The organism is Bartonella sp. OT172YNZD (genome assembly GCF_042193725.1).
Classification (GTDB): domain Bacteria; phylum Pseudomonadota; class Alphaproteobacteria; order Rhizobiales; family Rhizobiaceae; genus Bartonella; species Bartonella grahamii_A.
The window spans coordinates 1-24,441 of sequence record NZ_JBHILZ010000019.1 but is presented as its reverse complement, the minus strand read 5'-3'; the positions used below and the strand labels follow the sequence as shown (position 1 = coordinate 24,441).

13 protein-coding genes, 1 tRNA gene and 5 pseudogenes are annotated in these 24,441 nt (G+C 37.4%); 7 read left to right on the top strand and 12 right to left on the bottom strand.

Translation table 11 applies throughout. The features are described 5' to 3' along the window. Positions 1 to 969: 969 nt before the first annotated feature. Positions 970 to 1,686, bottom strand: a complete 717-nt coding sequence (locus ACFIJS_RS07815) for a phage tail assembly protein (RefSeq protein ID WP_375651022.1) — start codon at positions 1,684 to 1,686, stop codon at positions 970 to 972. A 620-nt stretch (positions 1,687 to 2,306) separates the two neighbouring features. Between ACFIJS_RS07815 and ACFIJS_RS07810 the strand changes: the two genes are divergently transcribed. The 4 genes and pseudogenes from ACFIJS_RS07810 (at position 2,307) to ACFIJS_RS07795 (ending at position 8,277) form a co-directional block, all read left to right on the top strand. Continuing rightward, entirely contained in the window at positions 2,307 to 3,503 is a 1,197-nt protein-coding gene (locus ACFIJS_RS07810) for a multidrug effflux MFS transporter (RefSeq protein WP_375651020.1), read from the top strand. A gap of 212 nt (positions 3,504 to 3,715) precedes the next feature. Continuing rightward, positions 3,716 to 4,445 (top strand): annotated as a pseudogene (locus ACFIJS_RS07805) (alpha/beta hydrolase). Continuing rightward, positions 4,442 to 6,616, top strand: coding sequence for an isocitrate/isopropylmalate family dehydrogenase (locus tag ACFIJS_RS07800; RefSeq protein ID WP_375651019.1), 2,175 nt, complete (start codon positions 4,442 to 4,444; stop codon positions 6,614 to 6,616). The pseudogene ACFIJS_RS07805 and the gene ACFIJS_RS07800 overlap by 4 nt, the downstream one beginning before the upstream one ends. Before the next feature lie 856 nt (positions 6,617 to 7,472). Further along, positions 7,473 to 8,277, top strand: a pseudogene (locus tag ACFIJS_RS07795) (N-acetylmuramoyl-L-alanine amidase). 905 nt (positions 8,278 to 9,182) lie between these two features. Here the strand turns inward: ACFIJS_RS07795 and ACFIJS_RS07790 are convergent. Beyond that, positions 9,183 to 10,385 (bottom strand): porin, encoded by a 1,203-nt coding sequence (locus ACFIJS_RS07790; RefSeq protein ID WP_375651018.1) that lies wholly within the window; start codon positions 10,383 to 10,385, stop codon positions 9,183 to 9,185. Positions 10,386 to 10,700: 315 nt separating this feature from the next. On the opposite strand from ACFIJS_RS07790, the gene ACFIJS_RS07785 reads away from it, so the two are divergent. Beyond that, positions 10,701 to 10,791 (top strand) — tRNA-Ser (locus ACFIJS_RS07785). 1,547 nt (positions 10,792 to 12,338) lie between these two features. Here the strand turns inward: ACFIJS_RS07785 and ACFIJS_RS07780 are convergent. Then, a pseudogene (locus ACFIJS_RS07780) lies at positions 12,339 to 13,559 on the bottom strand (MFS transporter). Beyond that, positions 13,556 to 14,620, bottom strand: a complete 1,065-nt coding sequence (locus ACFIJS_RS07775) for a ThiF family adenylyltransferase (RefSeq protein WP_375651016.1) — start codon at positions 14,618 to 14,620, stop codon at positions 13,556 to 13,558. The pseudogene ACFIJS_RS07780 and the gene ACFIJS_RS07775 overlap by 4 nt, the downstream one beginning before the upstream one ends. A gap of 845 nt (positions 14,621 to 15,465) precedes the next feature. On the opposite strand from ACFIJS_RS07775, the gene ACFIJS_RS07770 reads away from it, so the two are divergent. Then, entirely contained in the window at positions 15,466 to 15,810 is a 345-nt protein-coding gene (locus ACFIJS_RS07770) for a hypothetical protein (RefSeq protein ID WP_375651015.1), read from the top strand. A gap of 864 nt (positions 15,811 to 16,674) precedes the next feature. Here the strand turns inward: ACFIJS_RS07770 and ACFIJS_RS07765 are convergent. The 8 genes and pseudogenes from ACFIJS_RS07765 to ACFIJS_RS07730 form a co-directional block, all read right to left on the bottom strand. Then, positions 16,675 to 17,168 (bottom strand): annotated as a pseudogene (locus ACFIJS_RS07765) (phage tail protein); the annotation flags it as partial. A gap of 86 nt (positions 17,169 to 17,254) precedes the next feature. Continuing rightward, the gene (locus ACFIJS_RS07760; RefSeq protein ID WP_375651014.1) at positions 17,255 to 17,464 is read right to left on the bottom strand and encodes a 2-hydroxymuconate tautomerase family protein; all 210 of its coding nucleotides are present in this window, start codon (positions 17,462 to 17,464) and stop codon (positions 17,255 to 17,257) included. A 14-nt stretch (positions 17,465 to 17,478) separates the two neighbouring features. Then, the gene (locus ACFIJS_RS07755) at positions 17,479 to 18,819 is read right to left on the bottom strand and encodes a hypothetical protein (protein WP_375651013.1); all 1,341 of its coding nucleotides are present in this window, start codon (positions 18,817 to 18,819) and stop codon (positions 17,479 to 17,481) included. After that, positions 18,809 to 20,677 (bottom strand): FAD/NAD(P)-binding protein, encoded by a 1,869-nt coding sequence (locus tag ACFIJS_RS07750; protein ID WP_375651011.1) that lies wholly within the window; start codon positions 20,675 to 20,677, stop codon positions 18,809 to 18,811. Before ACFIJS_RS07750 ends, ACFIJS_RS07755 begins: the two co-directional genes overlap by 11 nt. 95 nt (positions 20,678 to 20,772) lie before the next feature. Then, positions 20,773 to 21,885, bottom strand: a complete 1,113-nt coding sequence (locus ACFIJS_RS07745) for a YbfB/YjiJ family MFS transporter (protein ID WP_375651024.1) — start codon at positions 21,883 to 21,885, stop codon at positions 20,773 to 20,775. Positions 21,886 to 22,212: 327 nt separating this feature from the next. Next, positions 22,213 to 23,067: a baseplate J/gp47 family protein gene (locus ACFIJS_RS07740; protein WP_375651010.1), complete on the bottom strand. Its 855-nt coding sequence runs from the start codon at positions 23,065 to 23,067 to the stop codon at positions 22,213 to 22,215. Positions 23,068 to 23,082: 15 nt separating this feature from the next. Then, on the bottom strand, positions 23,083 to 23,433 hold the full coding sequence (locus ACFIJS_RS07735; protein WP_375651009.1) for a GPW/gp25 family protein: 351 nt from the start codon (positions 23,431 to 23,433) through the stop codon (positions 23,083 to 23,085). A gap of 3 nt (positions 23,434 to 23,436) precedes the next feature. Beyond that, complete coding sequence (locus ACFIJS_RS07730) at positions 23,437 to 23,637, bottom strand: hypothetical protein (protein ID WP_375651023.1); 201 nt, start codon at positions 23,635 to 23,637, stop codon at positions 23,437 to 23,439. Between the two features lie 194 nt (positions 23,638 to 23,831). Here ACFIJS_RS07730 and ACFIJS_RS07725 point away from each other — a divergent pair. Then, positions 23,832 to 24,441: pseudogene (locus tag ACFIJS_RS07725) on the top strand (phage tail sheath family protein); the annotation flags it as partial.

Genomic DNA, 24,441 nt, shown 5'->3' with positions numbered 1-24,441 from the left:
TGCTGGAGATAAAATGTCTTTTTACCAATTATGTTCCAAAAGGGGTAAAGAAACGCTAAAAAGAGATAGAAAATACTTTAAACAAATGTTTGTTATGAGAAGTAAAATGTGGCTATACACAACTCTAAAGATCTCATTTATTCTTGAAGAAAGATGTGTCCCGTGATCACTTTATCTCTTACGAGGCGGAATAATTTATAATTGCACCTCGTGTCCTGGGGTAAGCAGAAGCTGTTGAAGCTGTTTCTTGTGCTGTAGAGTGTGTGGGGTGTGTTTGCAAGGCTGAAAGATCTCAATTGTCGGCTCGGCTTTTTTCTGTTCTTGGGACTTCTTGAGGTCGGGAAAACCGAATTAACCAAAGAAAAAGTATTGTATATCATCAGGGAATTTATTGTTTTTTTAAGTTTTTGTTTAGAGCTGTTAATGGAGAATTTTGTTGAGCGTCCAAGGTGTAAAGAGATTAAGCGTTTTTTTACATCATGAGCTGGCCGCGCAAAATGATGTCATATGTTTGTTTTCTTAGGGCTCTGTTGGAAAATTTGAAAAGAGTGTTTGCATGACAAGAGATTGTTTTTATGATAATTTTTTGATCAACATATGATCAGCAGTATCAAGGGGGATGTTGATGTTTTAGGCGCATATTGATTGATCCTCCTGTGCCTTATAGAAATTTTTTCATAAAAAGTATGACTGTTTTGTGTGAGGCTTCTTTTGGTCGTTGATGGTGCCTCTTGTGTTTGAGGATAAAAAGTAAAATTTCTTAGCCGTTGTTTGCTTTTTTCTAAGAAATCATGTTCGCTATAATTTTCCTCTTTATCTGCTGCTTTTACGACGAATAGTATGTTTTGATGATCAAAAAAATATTAATAAGCTGCAATTTAAAAAGCCGAGATAAATGAAAAGGGAGGAAAGTCCTTTGATTTTACGCTCTCCTCCTTGTTATTTTACTTAGAAATAATACTCGAAAAATTATTTCAATCTTTTAAGTAAAAACTCCCAACACCAAGAGGGCAGATTCAAAATGTTTGAGGCAATGTCTGACAATTTTAAGATTATATTCAAAATTGGCTTTTTTGTTGTGTTTTCAGTTTTGGGATGAGATGTAATATGCATATGTCCTGATGGACTATTTTGTATGAAGATACCGTAATTTATAATGTTCATTTGAATCGGTGTATTAGAAGGATTATGTACTGTTATTGGTGTATAGTCGCTAAAGATTTCTTCTTTTTTGTTTTTTATATCCTGTGTTTCAAATGTATCTTTATACAAACTATTTTTGCATTTTTCCAACATGGTGTTGCTGAAAATACAGACACTCATTGTTTTTTCGATGTGTGTTTTTATTGCATGGATAAAACTTTCGATATAGTTTGTGAATGGATTTTTCAAAGCCATTTTAATACCGTTACTGATGCTGATTATTTTGTCGAGCGCTTCTTTTACTGAGGAGTCCAAACTATCTTTGATATTTGAAAAGTCATGCTTATCAAGTTTGTTGATCATATCATAAGACCATCCTGAAAGACAGGCAATCATTTCTATTGTTTGCTTGATCCCTTCCTTTTTGCTTATCGCTCTTAAGTCTTTAACTTTTGCACGTCGTAAACTAATCTCTGTATATGTTTTCCCTTCAACTGTAAGAGGTACCAGTAATGGGATGCGTGTTATTTCTATTATGCACATTCACAGCTCCTGTGAGTCAATTAAATAAAACATATTAAATTACAGTATTATATTTATCAAGATGTTATACAGTTTTTTAATTTTTTATCTTAAGTAAAAAGTTTTATGAAATGAGCAAAATATATTTGTTTTTTTTGCAGAAGTGTCATTATCTATGAGCTGATAGACCTAAATTCTTTACAATAAAGATTTGTGTTGATAGGGTCTTCAAGCTATTGTTGTGTTATGCGCTGTGTTTATACCATAGTGATTTTGGGGTAGAGACGTTAGAGATTGTTTTTCTGCTTTGCGTTTTATCGATCAACTTTGATGGATATTGTATAGAAAGTGGGACTGTTGTCGTGGAGAGAGATTGTGCTTTTGCTTATGATATCAATGAAAAAAGCAGCGGAAGATTACGGCAAGATGTTTGTACAGGAGAGCTTATTTAGGGGATAACTTTTTGTCCCATGAGGTCTGTAAAACAAAACGCTGTCTATAAGAAAAATAATATTTTTATAAAGTAAAATAATAAAACTTTTAATAATTATTATTTGTATGTATAAGCATAAAATATAATTATATTTTTTATATTTAATTAAATACTATTTAATCTCTAACTAAAAAGTGTGATTTTCTTTATGATTCATAAATATAGTTTGCTATTTATTATACTTATTGTATGTTTATCGACGGGGGGGTTGCTTTCTACCGATATTTTTTTACCAGCACTGGGAGAAATGCGTCAATATTATCAAGTGACACAATCTCAAATTCAGAGTGCAGTGGCAGTTTTTTTGTTGGCATTGGCACTTGGACAGCTCATTTATGGGCCGCTGAGTGATAATTTTGGGCGTAAAAAAACACTGTTATTGGGCTTATTTTTATGGTTGTTTACGACCATTGGTGTAATTTATACGGTTCATATTCACGCTTTTCTTGTGTTACGTTTTTTGCAAGGTCTTGGTGCTTGTGCGGGACTTGTCTTAAGTCGTGCAATTATCAATGATTTGTTGGATAAAAAAGCAGCCGGAAAACTTTATTTGATTGTTTTCCCTTTTATTGGAATGTCACCAGCACTTGCGCCTTTCATTGGTGGGCTTTTGATACAAGCTTTTCATTGGCAGGCAACTTTTATCTTTTTAAGCTTTTTTATATTTTTGACCATTTTGTTGTGTTGTTTTGTGCTAACTGAAACTCTGCCGCCTCAAAAGCGGCAGCATTTTTCTCCTGTAGGATTGATGAAGGCATATTTAGGCGTTCTTAGAAATAAACAATTTATTTTTTATGCACTTATTCCGTGTTTTTCTTACATAGCCTATTTTGCTTATATTGTGGAGTCGCCTTTTTTACTCACGACTTTGGGGTTATCGCCGATACATATTAGTTATAGCTATATCGGTGTCTCACTGCCCTATATTTTAGGAAATCTTTTGGCGCGATGGTTTTTTGAACGCGAGTCTATGGAAAAAACTGTCTGTCGAGGATACATTATTTTTGTTATAGGAGGCATGCTCTTTGCTTTGCAAATGTATCTAAGCCCATGGCCCCTTGTGACAAGTTTTATTGCTATTGCTGTTCTTACTTTTGGTAATGGTTTTTTATTGCCGTTAGGAACAGCGTTGGCTATTTCATCGCATCCGCGAGCTGCTGGAGCGGCTTCTGGTGTTATGGGGTCTTTGCAATTAGGAAGTGCGGCAATAAGTGCGGCAGTTATCGGAAAGATATCTGGTCATAGTCCACGGGCTATGGCAACTTTGTTAGCTGTGTGTTGTGTGATTGGTTTTATTATTTATATTCGCAAAGTGCGTGAGTTTATGACCTCAGAAATGAGCTGAGTGAGATGATAAAAGAAAGCATTATACGGAAATGTTTTTGATGTTTTACACGAATGGAGCGTCTGTATTAGATGAATTTTTTTATTAAGTTGTTTGGTTGAGTGGATTTTAAATTTGTTACAAGCTTAGTTTGAGTTTAACAAATCAATTATATTGGGTAGGAAAACTTCCTCCTATAATGCATGTTTGAAAATAAGAGGAGGAATTGATCAATGAGCCTTCCTATTATTATTCTTTCTCCTGTAATGCCAATTGGGGATGGTGGTGTTTTTTGTTCTCTATTGACAAAGCTATGCTTATCAAAAGGATTTCCTGTCACGCTGCTGGATACGCTTTCTCTTTTTCCTAAGAGTTCTCATGTTCTCAATCATTCTGCTGTAGACATTTTATCTTTTATGGCAGAAAAACTTAAAAGCTATTTTAAAGAGCCCGCAGTGCTTGTGGGATTTTCTATGGCTGGAACATTGGTACAAATATTGGCAGCACGGCTTCCTAATGTTCAAGCTGTACTTGCTGTGAATGCACCTGGCTATCCAGATAAGGTTTTGCAACGGCGCCTTAGAGATATTCTTGTTTACTTAGAAAATAATGATTTGTCGGGAGCTTGGAAATGCTCAATGGTTTTATGCATCCTTCTGGCATTATAAAAAAAGGGTTTTATTGGAGGTTCCTGATGAACAAAAAAGCGTGGCAATTGAACGCATGACAAGAGGGTTTAAACTCTTATTGGCGATGGATGCTAGAGATGAAATAGTTAAGTATAAGGGGAAGTTTTTAGCTTTAGTGAGAGAAAAGTCACAACTTGCAACGGTAGATAATCAGACGAAAAGTCCTTGTTTCAATCATGAATTTAAGATCATCTCTGATGCTGGTACGCGTTTGTGGGAGGATAATTCTACTATGACGGATGCAGTCATTGATGAATGGATGGAGGGATCATGAAAAAGAAAGTTCTTGTATTACCTGGTGATGGGATAGGACCAGAGGTTTGTGATGCTGCGCTGATGGTCTTAGAGCAATTTCAATTGCCAATTGAGTTTACTTATGGTGATATTGGTTTTGAATGTTGGAAACAGGAAGGAGATCCTGTCCCTCAAGCAACTTGGCAAAAAATTACTCAGAGTGATGCGATTTTACTTGGAACTGTGATCAGTAAAGGAAAAGAAGCGGCATTAAAAGAACTTAAACCGCATTTAAAAGAGCGAAACCTTGCCTATGTTTCTCCTGTACTTCAGCTTCGCCAAAAATTAGGGTTGTTTGCAAATATACGCCCTATAAGATACATCTTTGGTCCGAGAAAACCTTTTCATTTTTGTGTTATCAGAGAAAAGAGTGAAGGACTTTATGCTGGATTGGATTTTCGGGGTATCACTCCTGAAATAGCCGCTTGGTTAAGACATCCCAATTTGACAAAATATGGGCTTGAAGAAGCTGCGTGGACAGTCCGTTTGCAGACACGCTTTGGTTTAGAGCGGTTATTCGAATACGCTTTTTCTTATGCAAGGAAATATGGCGTGAGGCGAGTTACTTTTGCTGATAAGCCCAATGTTATGCGGGAAAGTGGACAATTTTCTCGAGAAATTTTTGAGAAAATTGTGCAAAACTATCCGGAAATTGAAGCAGATATTCATAATGTTGATGCGGTTGCTTTGTGGATTACAACGAAGCCAGAGCAGTTTGGCGTGATTGTTGCTGAAAACATGTTTGGCAATATTCTCTCTGATCTTGGCTCTGGAGTAATGGGGGGATTGGGGCTTGCTCCTAGTGCAAATGTGGGGAGCGAGATTACTTATTTTGAACCTGTTCATGGAAGCGCACTACGCATTGCTGGACAAAATAAAGCAAATCCTTCTGCGATGCTTTATACCACGGCTTTACTTTTAGAGCATTTAGGCTTTCAGGAGGAAGCAAAACAATTATCTGAGAGTGTTGATCAGGTTATTCGTGCTGGAAAAACTGTCACCTATGATTTGGGAGGTTTAGCTACGACTCATCAGATGGCTAAAGCTGTTCTTAATTCTCTTGTGAATCCTGTCTCTGTTTATTATGCGGCAATTATTACCGTTGGTGATGAACTCCTTTCAGGACAATATTTGAATACGAGTTTACAAGATTTAAGTCAAAGCTTAAACAAGAGGAATATTCAAGTCACACGTCATTTTGTTTGTGCTGATCAATTAAAGCACATCAGCGAGACTGTGGTTTCTTGTCTTGGACAAGAAGATCTTATCATTATCAGTGGGGGATTGGGACCAACATCAGATGATAAAACACGGGATGGAGTTGCTCAAGCTGTAAAGCAGCCTTTGGTACATCATGAAGATGTTTGGCAAACAATAAAAGGTCAATTACAACGATTAGGGATTACGGCGGATAAGAGTAATGCGCGTCAAGCATTGTTTCCTAAGACCGCAACCGTGCTTGATAATCCTACAGGCACAGCACCAGGGTTTTATCTCTCTTGCGATGGAAGTACGCTTGTTGTTTTTCCTGGTCCGCCCTCACAGGCTCTTGCGCTTTTAGAGCATTATTTAGAACACAATGAGAAGAACTATTCTTCTGTATCGCGTGCTCAATATGCGTGGACTTTGATTGGAATTGATGAAAGTAGCATTGCGCAGTGGGGTGATTGTCATCTTGAAAATGAGCCATTTGAACGGCATTTTTTATGGAAAAGCCCCTATGTTCTTGTGCAACTGGTTGGACAATCAGAAGCGTCCTTGGAACAACATTTCGTGGAAGAATTTGAAAATCATTTTCGTCCATATTTGGTTGGTGCAGAAGTTACTACTGCTTGTAAACAATTAGCGATGTATGCAGAGGTTCATTGGTCTTCCAGTGATCAACATCTTTTAAAATATTTTCAACCAATCAAAAAAAGCACAAAGGATATTCCACTGCTTGAGGTTGAAGTGAGCTTATCACCTTTCATCAAGACATTAGAAAATCAAGAAGAAAGCCTTGGATGTGCCACGATGACTATACGGATGAAAGGTTATGACGATGATTGTGTAACTTTTCCCTATACACAACCACTTTTAGGTGTCGTTTTACAAGAATATGCACCTTGGTTGGTTTTAAAAAGATATTTGCCAACTGAGAAAAGCAAATGAACCTCTACGGGGACGTAAAAATATTGCTTAACTTATTGAATTTTCTATTATAAGAGGTGTTTTTATTCTTTTTTAAGTGGCTTTTGTTTATAGGTTCATTTTTCTTTTGATGTGTAAGTGAATGACTTTGATTGATTCAAGATAAGAAAAACTTTACTATGTTAGGCTCTTTACATTCGATATTTATAATGATTAATTATTATTATAAATCAACATGTTATCTTCTATAGAGCCTATGAAAGGAATTCAGAGACTTCGTGTGCCTCAAGCGTTGCAAATAATTGAGATTCTTTGTAAATCAAAAAGCAATGTTGTGAAAAGACAAGAAGTCGTGTCATTTACAGGAAAGCTTTGCAAATTTTATTGAAAAATATGTTCGTGAAGAGTTTATTGTAAATATATGTCGTTCAGTTATCTGATAATAAACTTCTGTAAAGAGTTTATAAAATTTTTCCTTTAAGTTTTTGTGTGATTGCATGATAGTTGGGTGTTCGCTTCCGAGGAGCGATATTTCTCAATTTGATAACAGGAAGAACTATTTTTTCTGTAAGACGTGAAGATTTAAGGAGTGATTATTTTGCGCTTTTGTTTTCTTTTCGATTGGTAATTTGTAGGAATTTGTTTGGGGAAAATATCTAATGCGGTGTGTTTGTAAATGTAGTTAAAAACATTTTACGTATGTGTGGAGGAGAAATAAAAATGTGTCTTAATTGTTGATAAGAGTGTCAATGTTTTTGATAAACAAGTTTTGGGCGTAATTCTTAGTATTTAGAGGGGAAGTTCATTGCAAATAACAATTCGTATTCTATCTGTTGTGATGCGCAGGGGTTTTTAAAGCAAAAAAGAAAGGGCTTTTATGTATCAGATTGATTACAACAGTTATCGTTCCTGTCAAGAGTTTTAATCGTTGCGTTCGTTTTCTCGTTATGCATTGTACGGCTCTTGATTTTAAAGCCTCGATTATGGCGCTTACAGGAGAAAAGGTTAGTGCACACTATCTTGTTCCTGATCCTTCAGAGCAGACATATTGTGAGGCAGGCTTTAAAGATATGCGTATTTTTAATTTGGTTGGTAAAATGAGCGTGCATGGCATGCGGTGTGAGTTCATGGGTTTGGGTATAGTCATTTCAATGATGCATCTATCGGGGTTGAAATTGTTAATTTAGCGACTGGTCATTCTGAGTCTTCAGAAGAGACAGTTGATTTTATGACTTATCATGATGAGGGGTTTATATTTCCTCCTTATAATCCAATACAAATTGATGCCCTTAAGGAATTTGTATCGAATATTCTTCAACGGTATCTCGATATTATGCCAACTGATGTTGTGGGACATAGTGATTTGCCATTGGAAGAAAAAGTGATCCAGGAGCAGCTTTTCCACGGAGAGAACTTTATAGGGCAGGTATGGAGCATGGTATGATGATGAACTAAAAAATCATTATCAAGAGCAATTCTCTAAGAATTTTCCACTCAAAGCAGATGTTTTAGCGAAGCTAAAATGTTATGGATATGGCATTTCTGCTGCGTGTACCCAAACAGGATACAAAAATTTGATCCGAGCATTTCAACTTCATTTTCGTCAAGAAAATTATGATGGGATTCTAGCTGTTGAAACAGCAGCAGTTCTTTATGTATTGGTTGATAAATATTTTCCGTGAATTCAATGTGTTTTAATTGAAAATATGGTTATGATGACGTGTAAGCCTTTTTATTATTAAGAGAGGCTGTTTTTTGCCAATTGGCTTTATGTAAAAAGGGGCATTGATCGTGTAAAAATCCTCTGTACGGTATAAGGCTTCTTATGGAAACATAATTCTACAGAAAGCTCTATGATTTGCAGAGATTAAATTTTACTGTTTCTTTGTCTTATATTTCCTTTCCTTTAAAAATGAGCTAAGTTGAGATGTTGCGTATATAATGGCATGATCCTTACGCAAGATAAAACGCTTCAATCAAAATGGACTTGTATTGTATATTTACATACTTGTTTGAAAGAAATGTTTTTTAGTGTGTATCACAACACGTATTTTACAGTGACGTTCGTAAAGAATATAATCTAAAATCCTCTATGAAGTGTATTCTCATTTTATGCTTAATACAAAGAGCCTAGCACCATCATACATTTTGTCAGATCTCAATGTTACTAAAGCCCTTGGAACTTAAAAAGATTCATAAAAGTTTTTTCTTTTCTTTACTCATTTTTATGCACACGGCTCTCTTCGCTTGTGGTGTACAAGTGAATGGTTTTGGTTGATTCAACATGCAAGATAATAAATTGTCATTATACATCAATGTGATGGAGATTCAAGAAAAGTAGGGTCGGTTACAGATTTCTATTGATAGAAGTCTCTATTCTTTAGAAGGGGAGGAGGTTAATTCATTTTTTGAAGATATATCTATTTTCCCTTTTATTACTTTAGAGGATATTTTTGTGAAAGTCAGTAATTTTTGTCAAAAAGACAAGAAAATAAGTATCAGGAAAAGATGCTCATGATATTTGATTTTAAAAATAAAAACTGGCAACATAAGTTGCCAGTTTTTTTAATCTTTAGCTTAAATAGGATTAGAATGAACGCTGTAAACGGATCATACCTTGAAAAGCACTTTTTTTATTGAATAAATGTTTTTCATCATTATTCTGGTACTTCACAACGCGATCATCATTCCAAGAAACATAGGTCAATTCAGGTGTAATTACAAATCCTGGAACCAGCGTGTATGCAATATTTACAGAAGTTGCAAAAGTTTTTACAGCACTATAAGAAATTTGTGCATTCAAATTCGCCTTTGGCGTGAGCTTATAAGTTGCACCTGCCCAACCAGCCCATTTACCGCCCCAGTTTGCATAAATCGTTGTGCTTTTTCGTGATAATTCATCACTATTTTCCTTTACTGTGTAGTAATCAAGGCCATTTTTATAACCAGCCATTACCCATAGATTGAAACGATCATTGATATTGAAATCTGCACGTACTTTTCCAGCCCACTTTTTGTAGTAAGTATCATATGCTGCAACCGCTGAAAAACCACCCCATTTTTGCATAAACTTTATACCTAAAACTACATTGGGTGTGTAATTTTTAATTGCTTTACTTGGAAGAGTATCCTCAGTGATAGAAACAAGTTGTTCATCTTTATCAATATAGTATCCTCTTATTATTCCAGGAAGAGTATCTGAATTATTGCCTAATTCAGCTCCGATAATAGCAGAAAAGCCGGAGTCACCATTAAAGGTGTAGGAAATAAAATTGGTGCGTGTTGTGCCAGCAGGCGCTATGCTGTCATCATTGAGAACATCTCCATAACCACCAGTCCAGCTGTTGAAAATTGTGTCATCAAGACCTACGCGAAAACCACCCAGTTCAATGTAAGCGGCTGCAAGCTTTGCCCCAGTGATGTCTACACCATCACCCCAGTTTGAATAAATTCTTGCATATGAACGAAGTGTTCCCATTTCTGTTTCAGAAGCTGCTTGAAAAACAAGGGTCAGCCGTGATGATGCGCCATAGGTTTTTCTTTTGTTGTTCAGTTCAGTTTCGGTTGTTGCATCGATATTATCACCGCCTATAAAATCAGCACGAACATTTCCTGATAAACGCATGCAGGTTTCTGTTCCAGGGATATAAAAATATCCTTTTCCGTAGGCATCACAAACGCGAATATATTCTACAGGTTCGGGTTCGGCAATAATTGTTGAAGCAGCATGTGCTCCAGAAATTACCAAAAAAGCTGCTGTAGAGCTTAAAAAAAGGGATTTAATATTCATATGGGATCTCCGAGGTCCATTTAATCTTCTTCTAAAGAGTACCATTTGCCTAACGCATTAAGAACAAAAACATAAGTAGAATACGCGGCACTTGTTATCTTAGCTATACTAATCTTTTTAGATATTCAAATATGAAATTACCTTTTTGTAATGTATACATGTACTATTCGAGATAATGTGGTAAAAAAGACACAATTTTTGTTTTGTTAATTTTTTATCCCTATGGGCTCCATAAAGGAGAAAAATTTCAGATATTTGGGAAAAAAATCGAAAATGTCTTGAACTTTCTGTTGATACCATTTATGCCTCTCTGTTGGAGAGGTGGCCGAGTGGTCGAAGGCGCTCCCCTGCTAAGGGAGTAGGGCTCAAAAGGCTCTCGAGAGTTCGAATCTCTTCCTCTCCGCCATCTATTGTTATAAAAGCAGTCGATTGTGTGTAGGAATTTTATTTGCAGTGATTTATGCTTATTTGCTTTTCTATCAATCCCAATTTTGTGAAGCTTTTTTCTTGCTAGATATTTTTTATCGCCTGTTTTGGTATAAAGGGATGCCATTTTATCTTCCTTCCATCTAAATTTTTACGAAATTGTAATACCAGCGTTAGCAGCACGTGTGGTTGCTCATTTTCTTAATTCCTGTGTGATTTTTAATTTTATGTTTCACGAAATAAGTTACAAAAACTTTTTTTCTAATGGTGTAAACTAAAGCAAAACCGATGGGGGATATTTTAAGCGCAATATGTTTCATGTAATTCTCTATGCCAATTTATATTTAAAGGAAATATGATCAGTTTTGGAAAAAATATCGCGAGAAAGAAGGGCTTGTTTCAAAATTTCTCATGCTTTTGTTGATAAAGGAAAGCGAAGCTCTATTGTCGCATCACATTGACGTTGCATATTTTTTAGCTAAAGATTTCTTATTTATTTTTATGGATATAGGGAGCAGCATGAAGGTTTGTAAGAATAAGTGGCCGTAAAGCTAGATATGTTATGGATGTTGTTCCACAAAGTGTTTTTGACCTTCCTCTATCTTTCCAATCATTTGATGGCATATTTATTATTTTATGACGTTGTTTTGCTAAGCTTTTTCTTTTGCTATGGCGTGTCAATCAACACCTACTCCTTATACAACAGCATATTTGAGATAAATATTTAAGATGGTTTACTGCTTTATCGGTTATGTCAGCTTTTATATATCAAATAGGGAAGAAAATATTGTATATATTTGCTAGCGAGTCATTTCTAAAAACGGAATAATCTTTTTAATTTTGAAAAAATATAAAAGCAAAAAAGGTGGAAATGAGCTCCTATTTTTATCATCATCTTATTAATTCAGTTTTATAACTTTCATAAATCTCTATGGTCGTGTCTTTTAAATAATGAAGATTACGTGTCTTACGCTTTTGTTTATCCCGTTGGGATTATGCCTCTCAGATAAAACGAATGTTCTAAACACAAATATACTTGTGTTGCCAATTTATGCACTTGTGTTAAAGAGATATCTTTCAATGTGTATAGGCCTATTTTGCGACGGCACCTCTTAAATGGTATAAAACGCAAAAGTTTCTTTAGAATCATATAAAGTCTTATAGAGTCACACCATTTGTATACTTATGAAGATGCAAAGGGGCATATTATACATCTTCTTCTATGTTGTGATAGACTTTGATTATAGGAGTTCATAAAAGGCATTTTTCCTTTCTAAATTGTTTTTATTTATACAGCTTTCTCCACTTAGTGATGTGCAAGCAAATGATTTTGATTGTTTCAACCATAAAAACAGATTTGAAAAGAAAGAATCTTACGATATTCGAGTTTGGTATATTATCATTATAAATCAACATATTGCTCTATATTTGCATTGTATGTTGAAAGTTGGATGTGTCAATGGTTTAAAAAAGTATCAATCTCTTTTAGAAGAAAACCTTGTGGGTGATAATTTTAAAATTTTCCTTTCATAGAGACTTGTGAGAGTGTTTCATCCATCTCATGACAACCAAACCACACATGAAAAAAGTAATGGTCGGTAATATTAGGTAGTAAGATGGAGAAACTTTTGCAGGAAGAAAAGAAATAATACTTAATACTGTAATTGAAAATATTCTTCCGCTAAAAGATACAGCACCAACAACACCGGAAATATGCTGCGTTTGTTTTTGATTAAGTTCTGAGAAAAATAAGCTTTTTGCCCCTATCGGTACAGTGCAAATAAATCCATGGATTAAAGAGAAGGCGATGACCGATGCAGCAGTTTGATGGCTATGAACTGAAAAATAGAGCGCTATGCACATCAGCGCAGAAAAGAAGGAAAAATATTTTATAGAATTCTTATATTTTTTATCAAGAACATGATACTTAGACATCAGTAAATTTGAAAAATATTGTGCTGAAAAGGCTCCAATATGGCAGCACATCAAGATGAGCATTTGCAAACCGTTGAGGTGATTAATTTTTCCCCCTGAAAGTATTATCGGTTGCCAGAAATGATAAATAATTTGAATACCAGCGCTAAAAAGGCACATGAGGAAAATAAACCATGCTCCTCTTAGCGTATTTTGAAAGATCCAGAGCGTTTCCTTGGCATTGTGCAAGATTGTGTTTGTTTTGGAAGTTTCAATTGTCGTTTTCTTTTCTTCAGGAACAATAAGGAATATCAAAAAAATAAATCCCATCATAAGGCATGAGATGATATATCCCATAAAATATTGTCCAGAGTAATAGATCGTTCCAATGCCTACAATTCCACTGAGAATACTTCCGAAAGAGTTAACTTGGTGGTAGAGATGAGCATAATGCGAAAAGTGATCCTGTTTATCGCCTAGAGAATGGTAAATTCATCCGTCAATGGCGCTGACAATGATGCAAATGCCCGCTGCATAGAGAATTTGCGCAATAATAAGTGCTGTCATATTGGGAGCTTGAAGGCATAGAAGATAAAATACTCCTGTCATAAAGACCCCAGCCATAACGGAATATTTACGCCGATATCTGTTAGATAAAACAGCACAGGGAAAATCAAGCAGCAGGATGGTGGTGGAAAAGACAACCTGAAGCAGAGCTAATTGCGCCAGACTAACTCCCATGGACATTAAAAAAATCGCATGGTAAACACCAATGAGCATGCGGACAGCATTATAGGATCCATAGGTGAGAGCAAGGGTGCGAGGTCTGTTCATTGTGTTGTTCCACAAACCTTACAGTGAGGATTTTTCTTTAGAGAATGCTCTTCTGTGAAAAGTTGGCTGCTCCATATCCCCACACGGCGATCAGTGGAAAGAAGGCTTCCATAACCACCCAAAAATTTAAGAGCATCATTAGCACACATGGCAGCTGAAAGCGCATTAACAGGGGGAAATGTAGCAACTTTGAAGTTATTATTAATCATAACACAAGCTTCATAAATAAGATGGTCGCTTTTTGCCGGAAGATTACCTATAGACGAGCTACATGCGTAACAACCAGTTTTCCCAGGTATGTAAAATGGACCAAAGACAGCTATATCATTAACATAACCGGAATTTATATAGGCTTGTTTATTTTTTACACACCATTCATTGATCCATAGGCCTAGCTGAACAGGTGAATCAGCAGAAATGATCCATAAATCAGCTTTGGGTAATTTGTTGATATTCTCTTTTTCAGTAATCAACATTTGTAATTCATGGACTTCAATTTGGCTATTTCTCCGCATCAGCTCATGTTTAAGAACTGTTGTTTTCGGAAGACTGATATCTTCTTCAGTAAAAAGAATTTGTCTGGTAAGGTTGGTTATCTCGATCACATCATTGTCAACAAGAGTCAATTTTCCAACGCCAGAGGATGCAAGCATTGCTGATACATGATTACCAATCCCACCACACCCTAAAATGACAACACTTTTTTGCAAAAGGATATGCTGAACGGAGGTTGGATGCATACCATAGCTTTGATAATGGAGATGACTTCTGGAATAGCGATTATTGAGGATATTGTCTGATGTTTCAGCTTTGACAAGAAAATGGTTAGAAACAAGAAAATCAAACGCACGGTCAAAATTTTCTTTTAACATGATTAATGATAGTGAATTGTAAACTTCATCTACTGTCTTTCTTTTTACCCATTGTGCTGCAATAAGCACTAAGTTCTCCCAAAAATTTTTATCATTGATAATAAACTGCTTTGAACCCGCACCAAAAATAGCATCCTCTTCACGAACAACAACACGTGCGTATTTTCCTAAAATATATTGTTGTTTCATTTCTCCTCCCCACTTGTAGAGCAAACCAACTTTTCCCTGAAAAATAATTTCAGGGAAAAGAATTTTCTTTAGTCATTAATTACATTCTGTATGATCCATGATTCCCCCCCTTTATTTATGTTTTCATTATTCACCACTTACATGGTAGGATGATCCTAAATAAAAATATTATTATTGTGAATACACTTTTATGATGTAAAGTAGATATTTTTATATCAAATATTGATGAATGTACATTGAGAAAAGAACGCATCTTATCAGTTTAAAAATCTATGATCTTTATTAACTTAAAATTAATAGCATAAAATGTAATGTAAAAAATGAATAAATTTGAATTTATGTAAAAAACAAACTTTTTTATTGCTGCTACGGATAAAACAAACAAATCTATATTATAAAGTAGTCGATCACTACATTGATTGTGTTTATCCGTTTTATTACTCATAATTGTTAATCAAAATATTATTTTAAAGCAATTGTAATACCCTATTAAAATATTTTAAAGTCACCTATAAAGTGATTAAACTGCTCCTATAGAGATATAAAGCTAGACAGAGAAATCTACGGCTATTTTGTTGAATAAATTATTTTTTATAGCTTTATTCTGTTTGTAGTGTGGTTGATTTGTGTATAATTTATCCCTTTTTATTTTTATAGCAGATTTCTCTAAATGGATTTAATAAATTTCATTAAACATCTTTTGATGTAAATTTAGTATTTATTTTAAGTTTTTTCTGTGAGAAACATCGAAAAATTTTTACAAAAAAGTTCTGTGGAGAGAAGGCTTATTTCTTATCGTATTTTTGCTAACATATCTTTTATCTACCTCGCATGGCTATACGGGTATGGGTAAATTATTTTGTTCCCAAGTCGTTAAGGAACGTGATGATGTGGTTCAGAAGTTGGATTCAGCAAAGTTTGAAAAAGACAATGCGGAGAGAGGATGGAGCGATACAATGAAATATTGGGGTGGAAAAATATTGGGAGTGGCGGTAGAGGACTTGAAGAGAATAGCTCTTGAACAGCAGGAACTCTATTTTGCATTGCTGAAAAATATGCCGAATAACAAGCAACTTACTTATAAAGATGAAATAACTCAAAAGCGGAATGCTGCAATTTTAAGGGGCTCGAGAAGGTTTTTACTTTATTTGAGCATGTTGAGAAAAGAACAGAGGCTTTTCGAGACCTAAATGAAGCAAATAAGCTTAAGGATCAGTCTCAAGCATTACATTATTTAGAAGTGATTTCTAAACATCATGAACATATTAATAAATTAAATCAAGAGCTTAAAAGGATCGATCAGGAAGTTGATAATTTAAATAACAAGCTTCAAAGTTTGAGGAAAATATTTCGATAAGGAACGGAAAGTTGTTCATTGATGCAATGAAGAAAAATGCATGAGACGTTTCAACGATTTTCATTGAAAAAGAAATGAATGATGGGATTTGCAATAATACTTATTATATCCGTTACAGTCATTATAGGAACTCTTTGTTTTTTGTGTAAACAGGAATTGTGAAAAAGCGGAAAGAGATAGATGGAAAAGATATGGAGAAGCACCAGAAACACGCTCCGAAAATGAAAGAAAAAAATGAGACCAGTATGACAATAAAAAAATATAACCATTGCATGAGACACTTTAAAATCCAGAAATAAGGTTTTGGGAGTCTCTTCAGCGTTTGACAAAGAATCTGAAATTTTAGCGTTTAAAGAAGTTATGGCCCTTTCATCGAAGGACTATAAAATAATGTTCTGCGTAAGTTATTATAAGTATAGCTGTAGGCTCTGTTGTCCGGATATTGGGTTAGTCTAATAGAGAGTTTGAGAGCCTTACTCTTATATGTATTTTGAGCCTATTTATTTTGCTCTGTTGTTTTATGGCTTTCCCGATTATTTTAATTTTACACATACGATTGATGAAGAAATTGAAAAAAAATACTTCAGCAATTAGAAGATACTCTTCAGAAACGAGATAAAGCTCTTACAGCACAAAAAAGGAAAGAAAAATAACGGTTCTTATGGTGCTTTGTGTATCACGAAGGGTGAGCTCATTCTCTTCCATGGGGATCAATCAAATAACAAAAGCGTGAGGAAAAATCCGCACGAGTGGCAAGGCTTTCTTCCGTGTTTTTACCCCTCGTATCAAACACGGCAATGGCTTGTAGCTTTTCTGCCACCTGTTCCAAGGCATCTGCCACGGGGTTTTTGCCATTATCAAGGCGCCCTGCACTATAAGCTGGTGTCAGTAAAATCCCAGGCTCCACCCCTAAATGCCCCCGTGCATGTTTTAGCGCATGCACACTGGTCAAAGCCGTATTTGATCCCACCATTTCGGCTTGCGTCTCAGCAATGGTTGATTTTTCTTCCACCTGCACAAGAATAATTTGTGCCTCGATCCCTTGCGCACACACAGCATTGATGACATCAAGAGCCGTGCCTCTTGCCCCAAGCTTTTGGATTTTCTCTCCCTCATGCGTAAAGACCAACACGGGCTCATTAAGGGATAGGTCTGTGCATCCGCATCAGGGGCTGTAACAACCGCCCCAATGGCGGTTTGATCAAATGTTGCTTAAGAACGTGATTTTTTACATTGATTAACCATATTGACCTTAAATTATTGTCAAATACACAGAGTTATTCTTTATTTCGATGTTTCCTTAATTCTGTAATGGGAACACCATCGATACCCCAATTGTCTGTCTCCACTTCATCAATCACTACAACAGTTGTTTTGGGATTTTTATTCAGAATATTAACTAATAATTGAGTTGCCCCTTCTATTAGTTGTCGTTTCTGCTCAGAGGTAACCCCTTCATTAGTAATTTTAATGTTTATGTAAGGCATAAGATCTCCATAATTTATAAATATTGAATAAAAAAGCTCAAATAAATGAACGCAAAAAGATTAAACATTAATACATAATAACTATGCATTTTAAAGCTCGTATCCACCGGTGAAATATGCAGGCTACTGGAAGCAAAAATAGCATTTATTGATACAGGAGAAAGGAGTTGAGCTGCAATAAATAAGCAAATCCAAACCAAATAATCCGTAACCCCATAAGCTATCGATGACCCTAGTAAGGGAAATGTCAAACTAAATAGCACCATAGGATGAATTCCTACTACACTGAAAATTGGCAATACGAAGAGAATACAAGCATAGCGCTGCCAAACAGAGATCAATGCCAATGAATCACTAAACGTCACCGGCAACAAAGGAATAAGCAAATCACAAGTAGATATTAGCAGACTACAACCTAGCAACAACATAATTTCACTTGATATACTGCATATCACGGCCACCAAAGGAGTCAAAAAATCAATACTGCGTGAACTCCCACGCTCAATGACATATAGAATGCTCGCCGTCAATGCAACGCTTTCTAGTGCATTCAACCTGATAACTGTCAACGCAACGATAAATGTTAGCCAGAAAAATATCAAAAAAATCCAAATTCTTACTCTCGCTCCTTCTTTATTCGCTCTCCTCTTATCGCAAATAATCGGGTTAGCTAGCGGTACAACAGGAGAAATGCACAACAACAAAAGACTGAATAGAAAAAGTGGTATCCCCAAAGCAGCGGATGTGAATATTGGTGTTCTAGGCATAGCAGCGAAAACTGTTGCTGCACCGATGGTGGTCGGCATTAGTACCATTGTGATGCTCATCATTCGCATCACAATAGCGGCCAAATGGCGAGAGGGGAAAACACTTTGCTTCAAAGCATCAATCATTAGGGGGATAACCCCCAAACTCATCGGCAAAGCTAGAAACGCAGTCAGTATCGCGATGGACAGAGTAAGCGAACCCTTTCCATAGCGCATCAACCGTTCAGAGAGAAATTCTGAAATACGCCATATATTCATCACATAACGCAACAATCCCATGGCGAGTAATAGCCAAAAGACATCAGCAAAACGCACAAGCACAGTACTAACATCAGGAAAGTGCCAACGCCACATCAGCACTAAAGTACAAGCCAACAGGATGGCCACACCACTGCGTGCATTACTCTTCAACCACCAGTATGGTATCGTCAAAAGCAAATAACCGCTAACAGTCACTCCAGCCAATGGAATAAGAAACCAAGTTCCTATTGAGATAGATATAAGAAAAATGAATAGCATCAGCATCGCCATTATAGCGGATACAGAGGACATGCGTATCAGGAAGCTTTTTACATCATCAATGTACATTAATTGTTGAATCTTTGACTGAGTGGCGATTAAGAAGCTGCTCGTACATGTCAATGACACAGCGCCCTGCATCCCGCAGTGCACGCGAATTAACTAAAGGCCTAGGCAAAATATATGTATAAAAATTAGGCCCCTCTACTGGATTACCTACCACCCATAATGTATTTTGTATTTGTCCTTTAGTATCTATAGGATGCTGCCGACAGTCAATATCAATACCCCCAGGATGATATCCTTGGTTGATAAATGGTCGAATGATGCCCTGAGCAGCCAAATTTTGGATAAAAGGAGACTCATCACGCAACGGAGAAAAACTATCAATTTTAGCCTTGATCAGCACATCTCCATCAACTGAACTGTTTTCATCTTGAAAAACAGACTGAATTTCGAAACGGCTAGTACTAGCATTGAGAACAAGTTTAGGTGAAGGTCCTCCAGCCAAAGTCACGATACCAGCCTCCATCAGTGCCTTCAACTCTTGGTTTCGCTGCATCGGCGGGCCGACAGAAATACGGTTGAAGTTTGGATTGAAATATTCAATAAAGTACTTGTGAGATGAAGACGTTAATCCGCAAAAATCAATTGCTGCACGTAAAATATCACGGACATCTCGTAGCACATCTGTAGCAGCTTTCACTGGGCCATCAACATTACCTGCAGCGGAAGAATGAAGATCTTCCCCCAAATGCTCAATGAAGAATCTTGTATAGTCATTCAGAGAGGCGAATATTTTATTTCGATGAGGATACAGCAACGCTTGAATACACTGCTCGTCTTTAGAAGTAACAACATAGGATTCAGGGTCTAGCCAGTGCCCCAGTTGCGCACTTCGATAGACATAACACATTTCTTTAAACAACAGAGGTAAAAGCTGCTTTTCGAAATCCAGCTGCGGAGAACCGTTAGCCATGCTGGACTGCTTACGCAGATGATGTATTGCATCAAGAGTAAGGAATGATGGTATGTATTGCCCACTATCACCCTTTTGGTTAATCCCGCGGCTACTAAAAGGCAATGTTTGACGGGAGAATAGAGCTATCTTAGGTTCTTTGCCGCTTGATATGTAGTGCAATTGTCCAGCATTTTCAGTAAAAGCCCCACCGCGACCATAAGTCAATTGCGACAAAACATCATAGCTAGTTAATCCAATTCCCTGCACCAGCACACGAGACTGAGCTTGTATAGAGTCCAACTGTTCAATTGGATAAGGATTCGAATAATAGTTCAAAAGCGGGTTTTTCATTTGATGAACAGCCACAAACTGTTGCAGATTTTCATCATGCGATGAATATATATTCTTACCGTGACCAGTGGTAATATAAACAAAATCTACACTGTAACGACAACCATCTTCCAAAAGAACATCCGTTTTATTGTCTTGGTGAATATGGAGATTGATAGCTTTTTGTCGGATCTCCTTAATACGAATACCGGAAGGTAAATCTTGCGTGAGCTCTTGGTAAGCCCAAGACAGATATTCACCTAACAAACGACGTGATAAATAATCATTTTCTTTGATTGCTCTCCCAACATCATGCTCTGTACGAGAAAAAACACCGTTAATATTCCGATAACCTTGTTGAATAGCCCATTGATAGAAATTCGGCCCCTTACGAATAGGCCCGACACCCTTAACTGTATCATCACCAAATAAAGTAATCTGGCAAGCTACAGTGTTAACCAATAAATGATCTGGCTGATGCACACTATGGGTACCGGTTCCCATCTCATTGGGATCAATCAATAAAATATCAATGTTTCCAGAAAATGGATAATGGTAATAAAGCGTGAGCAAGCGTTCGAGAATACTGATCCCGCGAGGACCAACGCCCAAAATAGCAACTGTAGAGTGAAGCATTCTGTAATCTCCCCTATTAGAATAATTTGACTTCCACAAAATGTTTCAAAAAGAACTTAATAAATTCTCTCGACTTTTTAGTGAAGATTGCGGGTTTATGAAACGCCAACTACCTTTTTACAAAGACAATATTGACAAATCCCAGCAGCGACAAAAAGCGCTACAGCACCACAGATAACGGAAAGCGCAATGGTATGTGAACCAAACTGTAAAAAACTCGTCAAGAGAGGTCCTAATATTTGGCCAAAACCGTAAGTTAAGGTAGCCAACCCCAGCAGATTTATGCCATACGGCGCATACAAACGCTTAGCTAACGGCATAACTAAAGAAGTCGTCCCCATAAAAGTAAATCCAAACCCTATGCAACTGAGAACTATCAGTACAAGAGACTGGCTGAATAATGTCAGTAATACGCATCCTCCTTGGATAAGCAAATTGAGCATCAGACAACGTAATACTCCCCACCGATGTGCTCCCCATAACCAAATGAAACAACTAGGAACAATGGCTATTCCAACAAACGACCATAAGTGGTTAGCAAGTAATGGGAAATTAAATGTTTTCGCCATCAGAGGAAGATATGTCGCGACAATAATATAACCGAATCCAGCGAGCCCATAAATCAGAGCGAGTTCCCACCAAGCGATATTTTCGTGTGCCAATGACTCATTAATAGAAAATTGAGACGCATTAACACGACGTGGAAATAAAATAAACAACAAGAGCAACAATACAACAGATATTAAACCAGCTCCAAACCAAATATTTTTCGCGTTCAGCGATTTACTCAAACCAATAATGACATACTCATTACCCAGTAGAATACCAACTCCCACACCTGCATAAAGCGAAGCAATAACCCACACCTTGTGACTATGCTGCATAACCGTAATAGAACCAAAAATCATCATTGCCGCACTCGCGATACCAGCAGCAAAGCGGATAAAGAAGACTAAGTAAAAGTTTGTTGTTAACGCCATAGCAAAAATAAGTGCGCTCGTCACTATAGCTGCACCAGATAGCATGTAGGAAGCACGGGATATATTCCCAACTCTGCAAAACGAAAAAAACATACTCCCAACTAAATAACCGCCATAATTAGCGCTAGCTATATAAGAAAGTTGATTAAAGGTAAATAATCCTTCATCCAACATAACTGGAAATACCGGTGTATAGAAAAATCGCCCAATCCCCATCCCCAAAATCATAATAATCACACCGAATACAGCGATTCTAACATAACTCAAATCTTGACGATTATTTTTTCCCCCCATTACTCTTAATCCCTTAACTGATAATTCCCTCATCCGCATTCTATCTCATCAACAGTAGCACTTATCTCAGAGAATAAAAGCAAATCTAGCCATTTGTTTAAGTAATCAGTGCAACATATTTAGAAATTATTGTCAACATTACTGGATCAGTTATATGCATTTCTTCGTTTTACACTCAGCTCCATGTATGCTCTTCTCCCTATAAAGCTTCTTTTTCAGAAAAATAATGACTGAAATTAAGCAGCAATAACAACGAGGACATCAATAAGCACGCCCCCGTTCAGACAAGACAATATCCCCCAAAGCTACAGCTTCATCAGGTGCGACCCAAATATCCTTGCACGGTTGCGTTATGTTCACATGGTGAACACCCTCAACCATCAGGCGACTGAGTATCCAACTTAAAGAAAGATCACGCCCAAGCCTTTGCGCACGCGCCCATTCTGCTCTTAAATTCTGCTCCGCTCTTTCCAAAACAAAGGAGCCTTCATCCGGTAACAACCAAAGATCAGCCGAAACATCGATCACCCGCTGTACCGCGCTTTTCACAAAGATGTGGTCATTGGTCATTTTAACATAGGGCTCATCAAGGGCTGTTTGAACCTTGGCAATCAAAGCCTCATCAGCCACCCCTGAAGAGGCATCACTAAAAAGCGCAACATGAATAAGCGGGCTTTTGCCCACACGATAAACAAAAGCATCTTTGACATGGATATCACTGGAGAGCGCAAAATATTGATAACGTGGCGCTGTGCCCCCTGTGGAATGTCCTTGTCTATTTAAGCGAATGCGGCGGCGAAACCGCTCATCATCTTCATCCAAAAGGCGCGTGACCCCATGAAAATCCCCCAAATGGTCTAAACTTGTCCCACGCGCAAATTCTAGTAAATTGTCTCGCGCTACTTCATTGATCCGTTGGCGCAACAGCAACTCTTCATAAGCAGCCGCTTGTAATTGAATGACCACGGGGTCATAGGCGGTCTTTTCCACATTATAAGGAATATGATGGGCTGCAAAAACATCCATCAAACGCGCAATCTTTTGCTCTAAAATTGCTTCAACAGAAAGCTCTTCAATAATTTGTGGCAGAGGAATCTGTGGGAGTGGCAAAACCAACCTCTAAATTGATGCTCATTGGCTCTTTGTATGACCAATCCCCCAAATGCCCATCGGGATAAAAACACCCGTTAAAACAAAATGGAATGTGCCTTCACGCGTTGCTTTGGTCAGATCAATCCTCTGCAACGAAAACCCAGGATCTCCACATTCTGGATCATCTAAAGCTTCAACAATTGCTTGATAAAGCTGCATCATCGTCGCAGGATCAGCATTGGCGTCTTGGAATGCTCCAACATCACATCCATAATGACGACGCAAAACCCGTGTCCCAATCCTTGTCGTCAGACATTTACGGAGTGATTGTTGGCAATGCGCAAAGCCATACAAGAGAGAGCCATCCTTTTCGCTCATCCCGCACCGCATGCTTTAAGCCCCTTTGCTTGTCTTTGTGAGAGAAACCGTTGGGGCTGCAGAAACGACAGGGGCTGATTTTTCAGCGATCTGACCAAGCAGCAACGGATATTTAGCCGCTTCCTCACTTAAACGAATTTCTTCACTCTTGCCCAGTGAACGCTTACCTGCAACGAAATCGGCATTGGTTAAAATAACATAAGTGTGCTCACGCATCATAAAACTCCTTTAAAGGGGGTGAGAGGTTGTGGAGGGACCCATTTTGACCCCACCGTGTTTATGGCTTGCGCCAACAGATTTTTGATTGTGCTGCAAATCTTCTGCTTGAATATGCACACTGCCCGTTAATTCAACACGGGTTGATTGATGAGAAAGCACCAAACCTTTTTCCCTCAAATGGATTTGGTTTTCCCTTTGTACGGGTGGCAAATAGTGAGGGTGGTGTTAGCATTAAACCCGCAAGTCCTTTTGCAGCGGCGATGTTTATCAAACGGGACAAGCTAAGGGGCGGTGTTTTTTGGTCTCCTTCCAACCAAGATGTCAAAGGCATTTTAGGGACAGCACGCCCCATTAGTTATTTTGATGGCGAAATTGATCATGAGGCAAATCGTCTCAATCAAGCCGATATTGCCACCTTTATACCGGCACGCCTTAGTCAAAATAGTCAAGGACAAATTGCTGCCAATGGGGGCAACCATACCACCTCCAGTGATCCACTGTGGCGCTTTGTCAATGTGGTACGCACCCGCGCAGTCTTGGAAAAAAACATCATTAACAGTTTTCGCCCTTGGGCGAATGATGAGAATCTGACCGGTCAACATGTTATTGCTATCACTCGCTCTTTGACCAGCTTTCTTTATGATCTGATTGCGCGTGGAGCGCTTTTGGGTGGCGGGTTTGGTTTGACCGCGATTTAAATTCCAACAGCACTTTACAGCTTGGAAAATTGCGGGTGGAATTTGATGCAGAAGAAGTGCCTCCTCTAGAAAATTTGAGTTTCGGCAGCCGGCGCAATAGCGC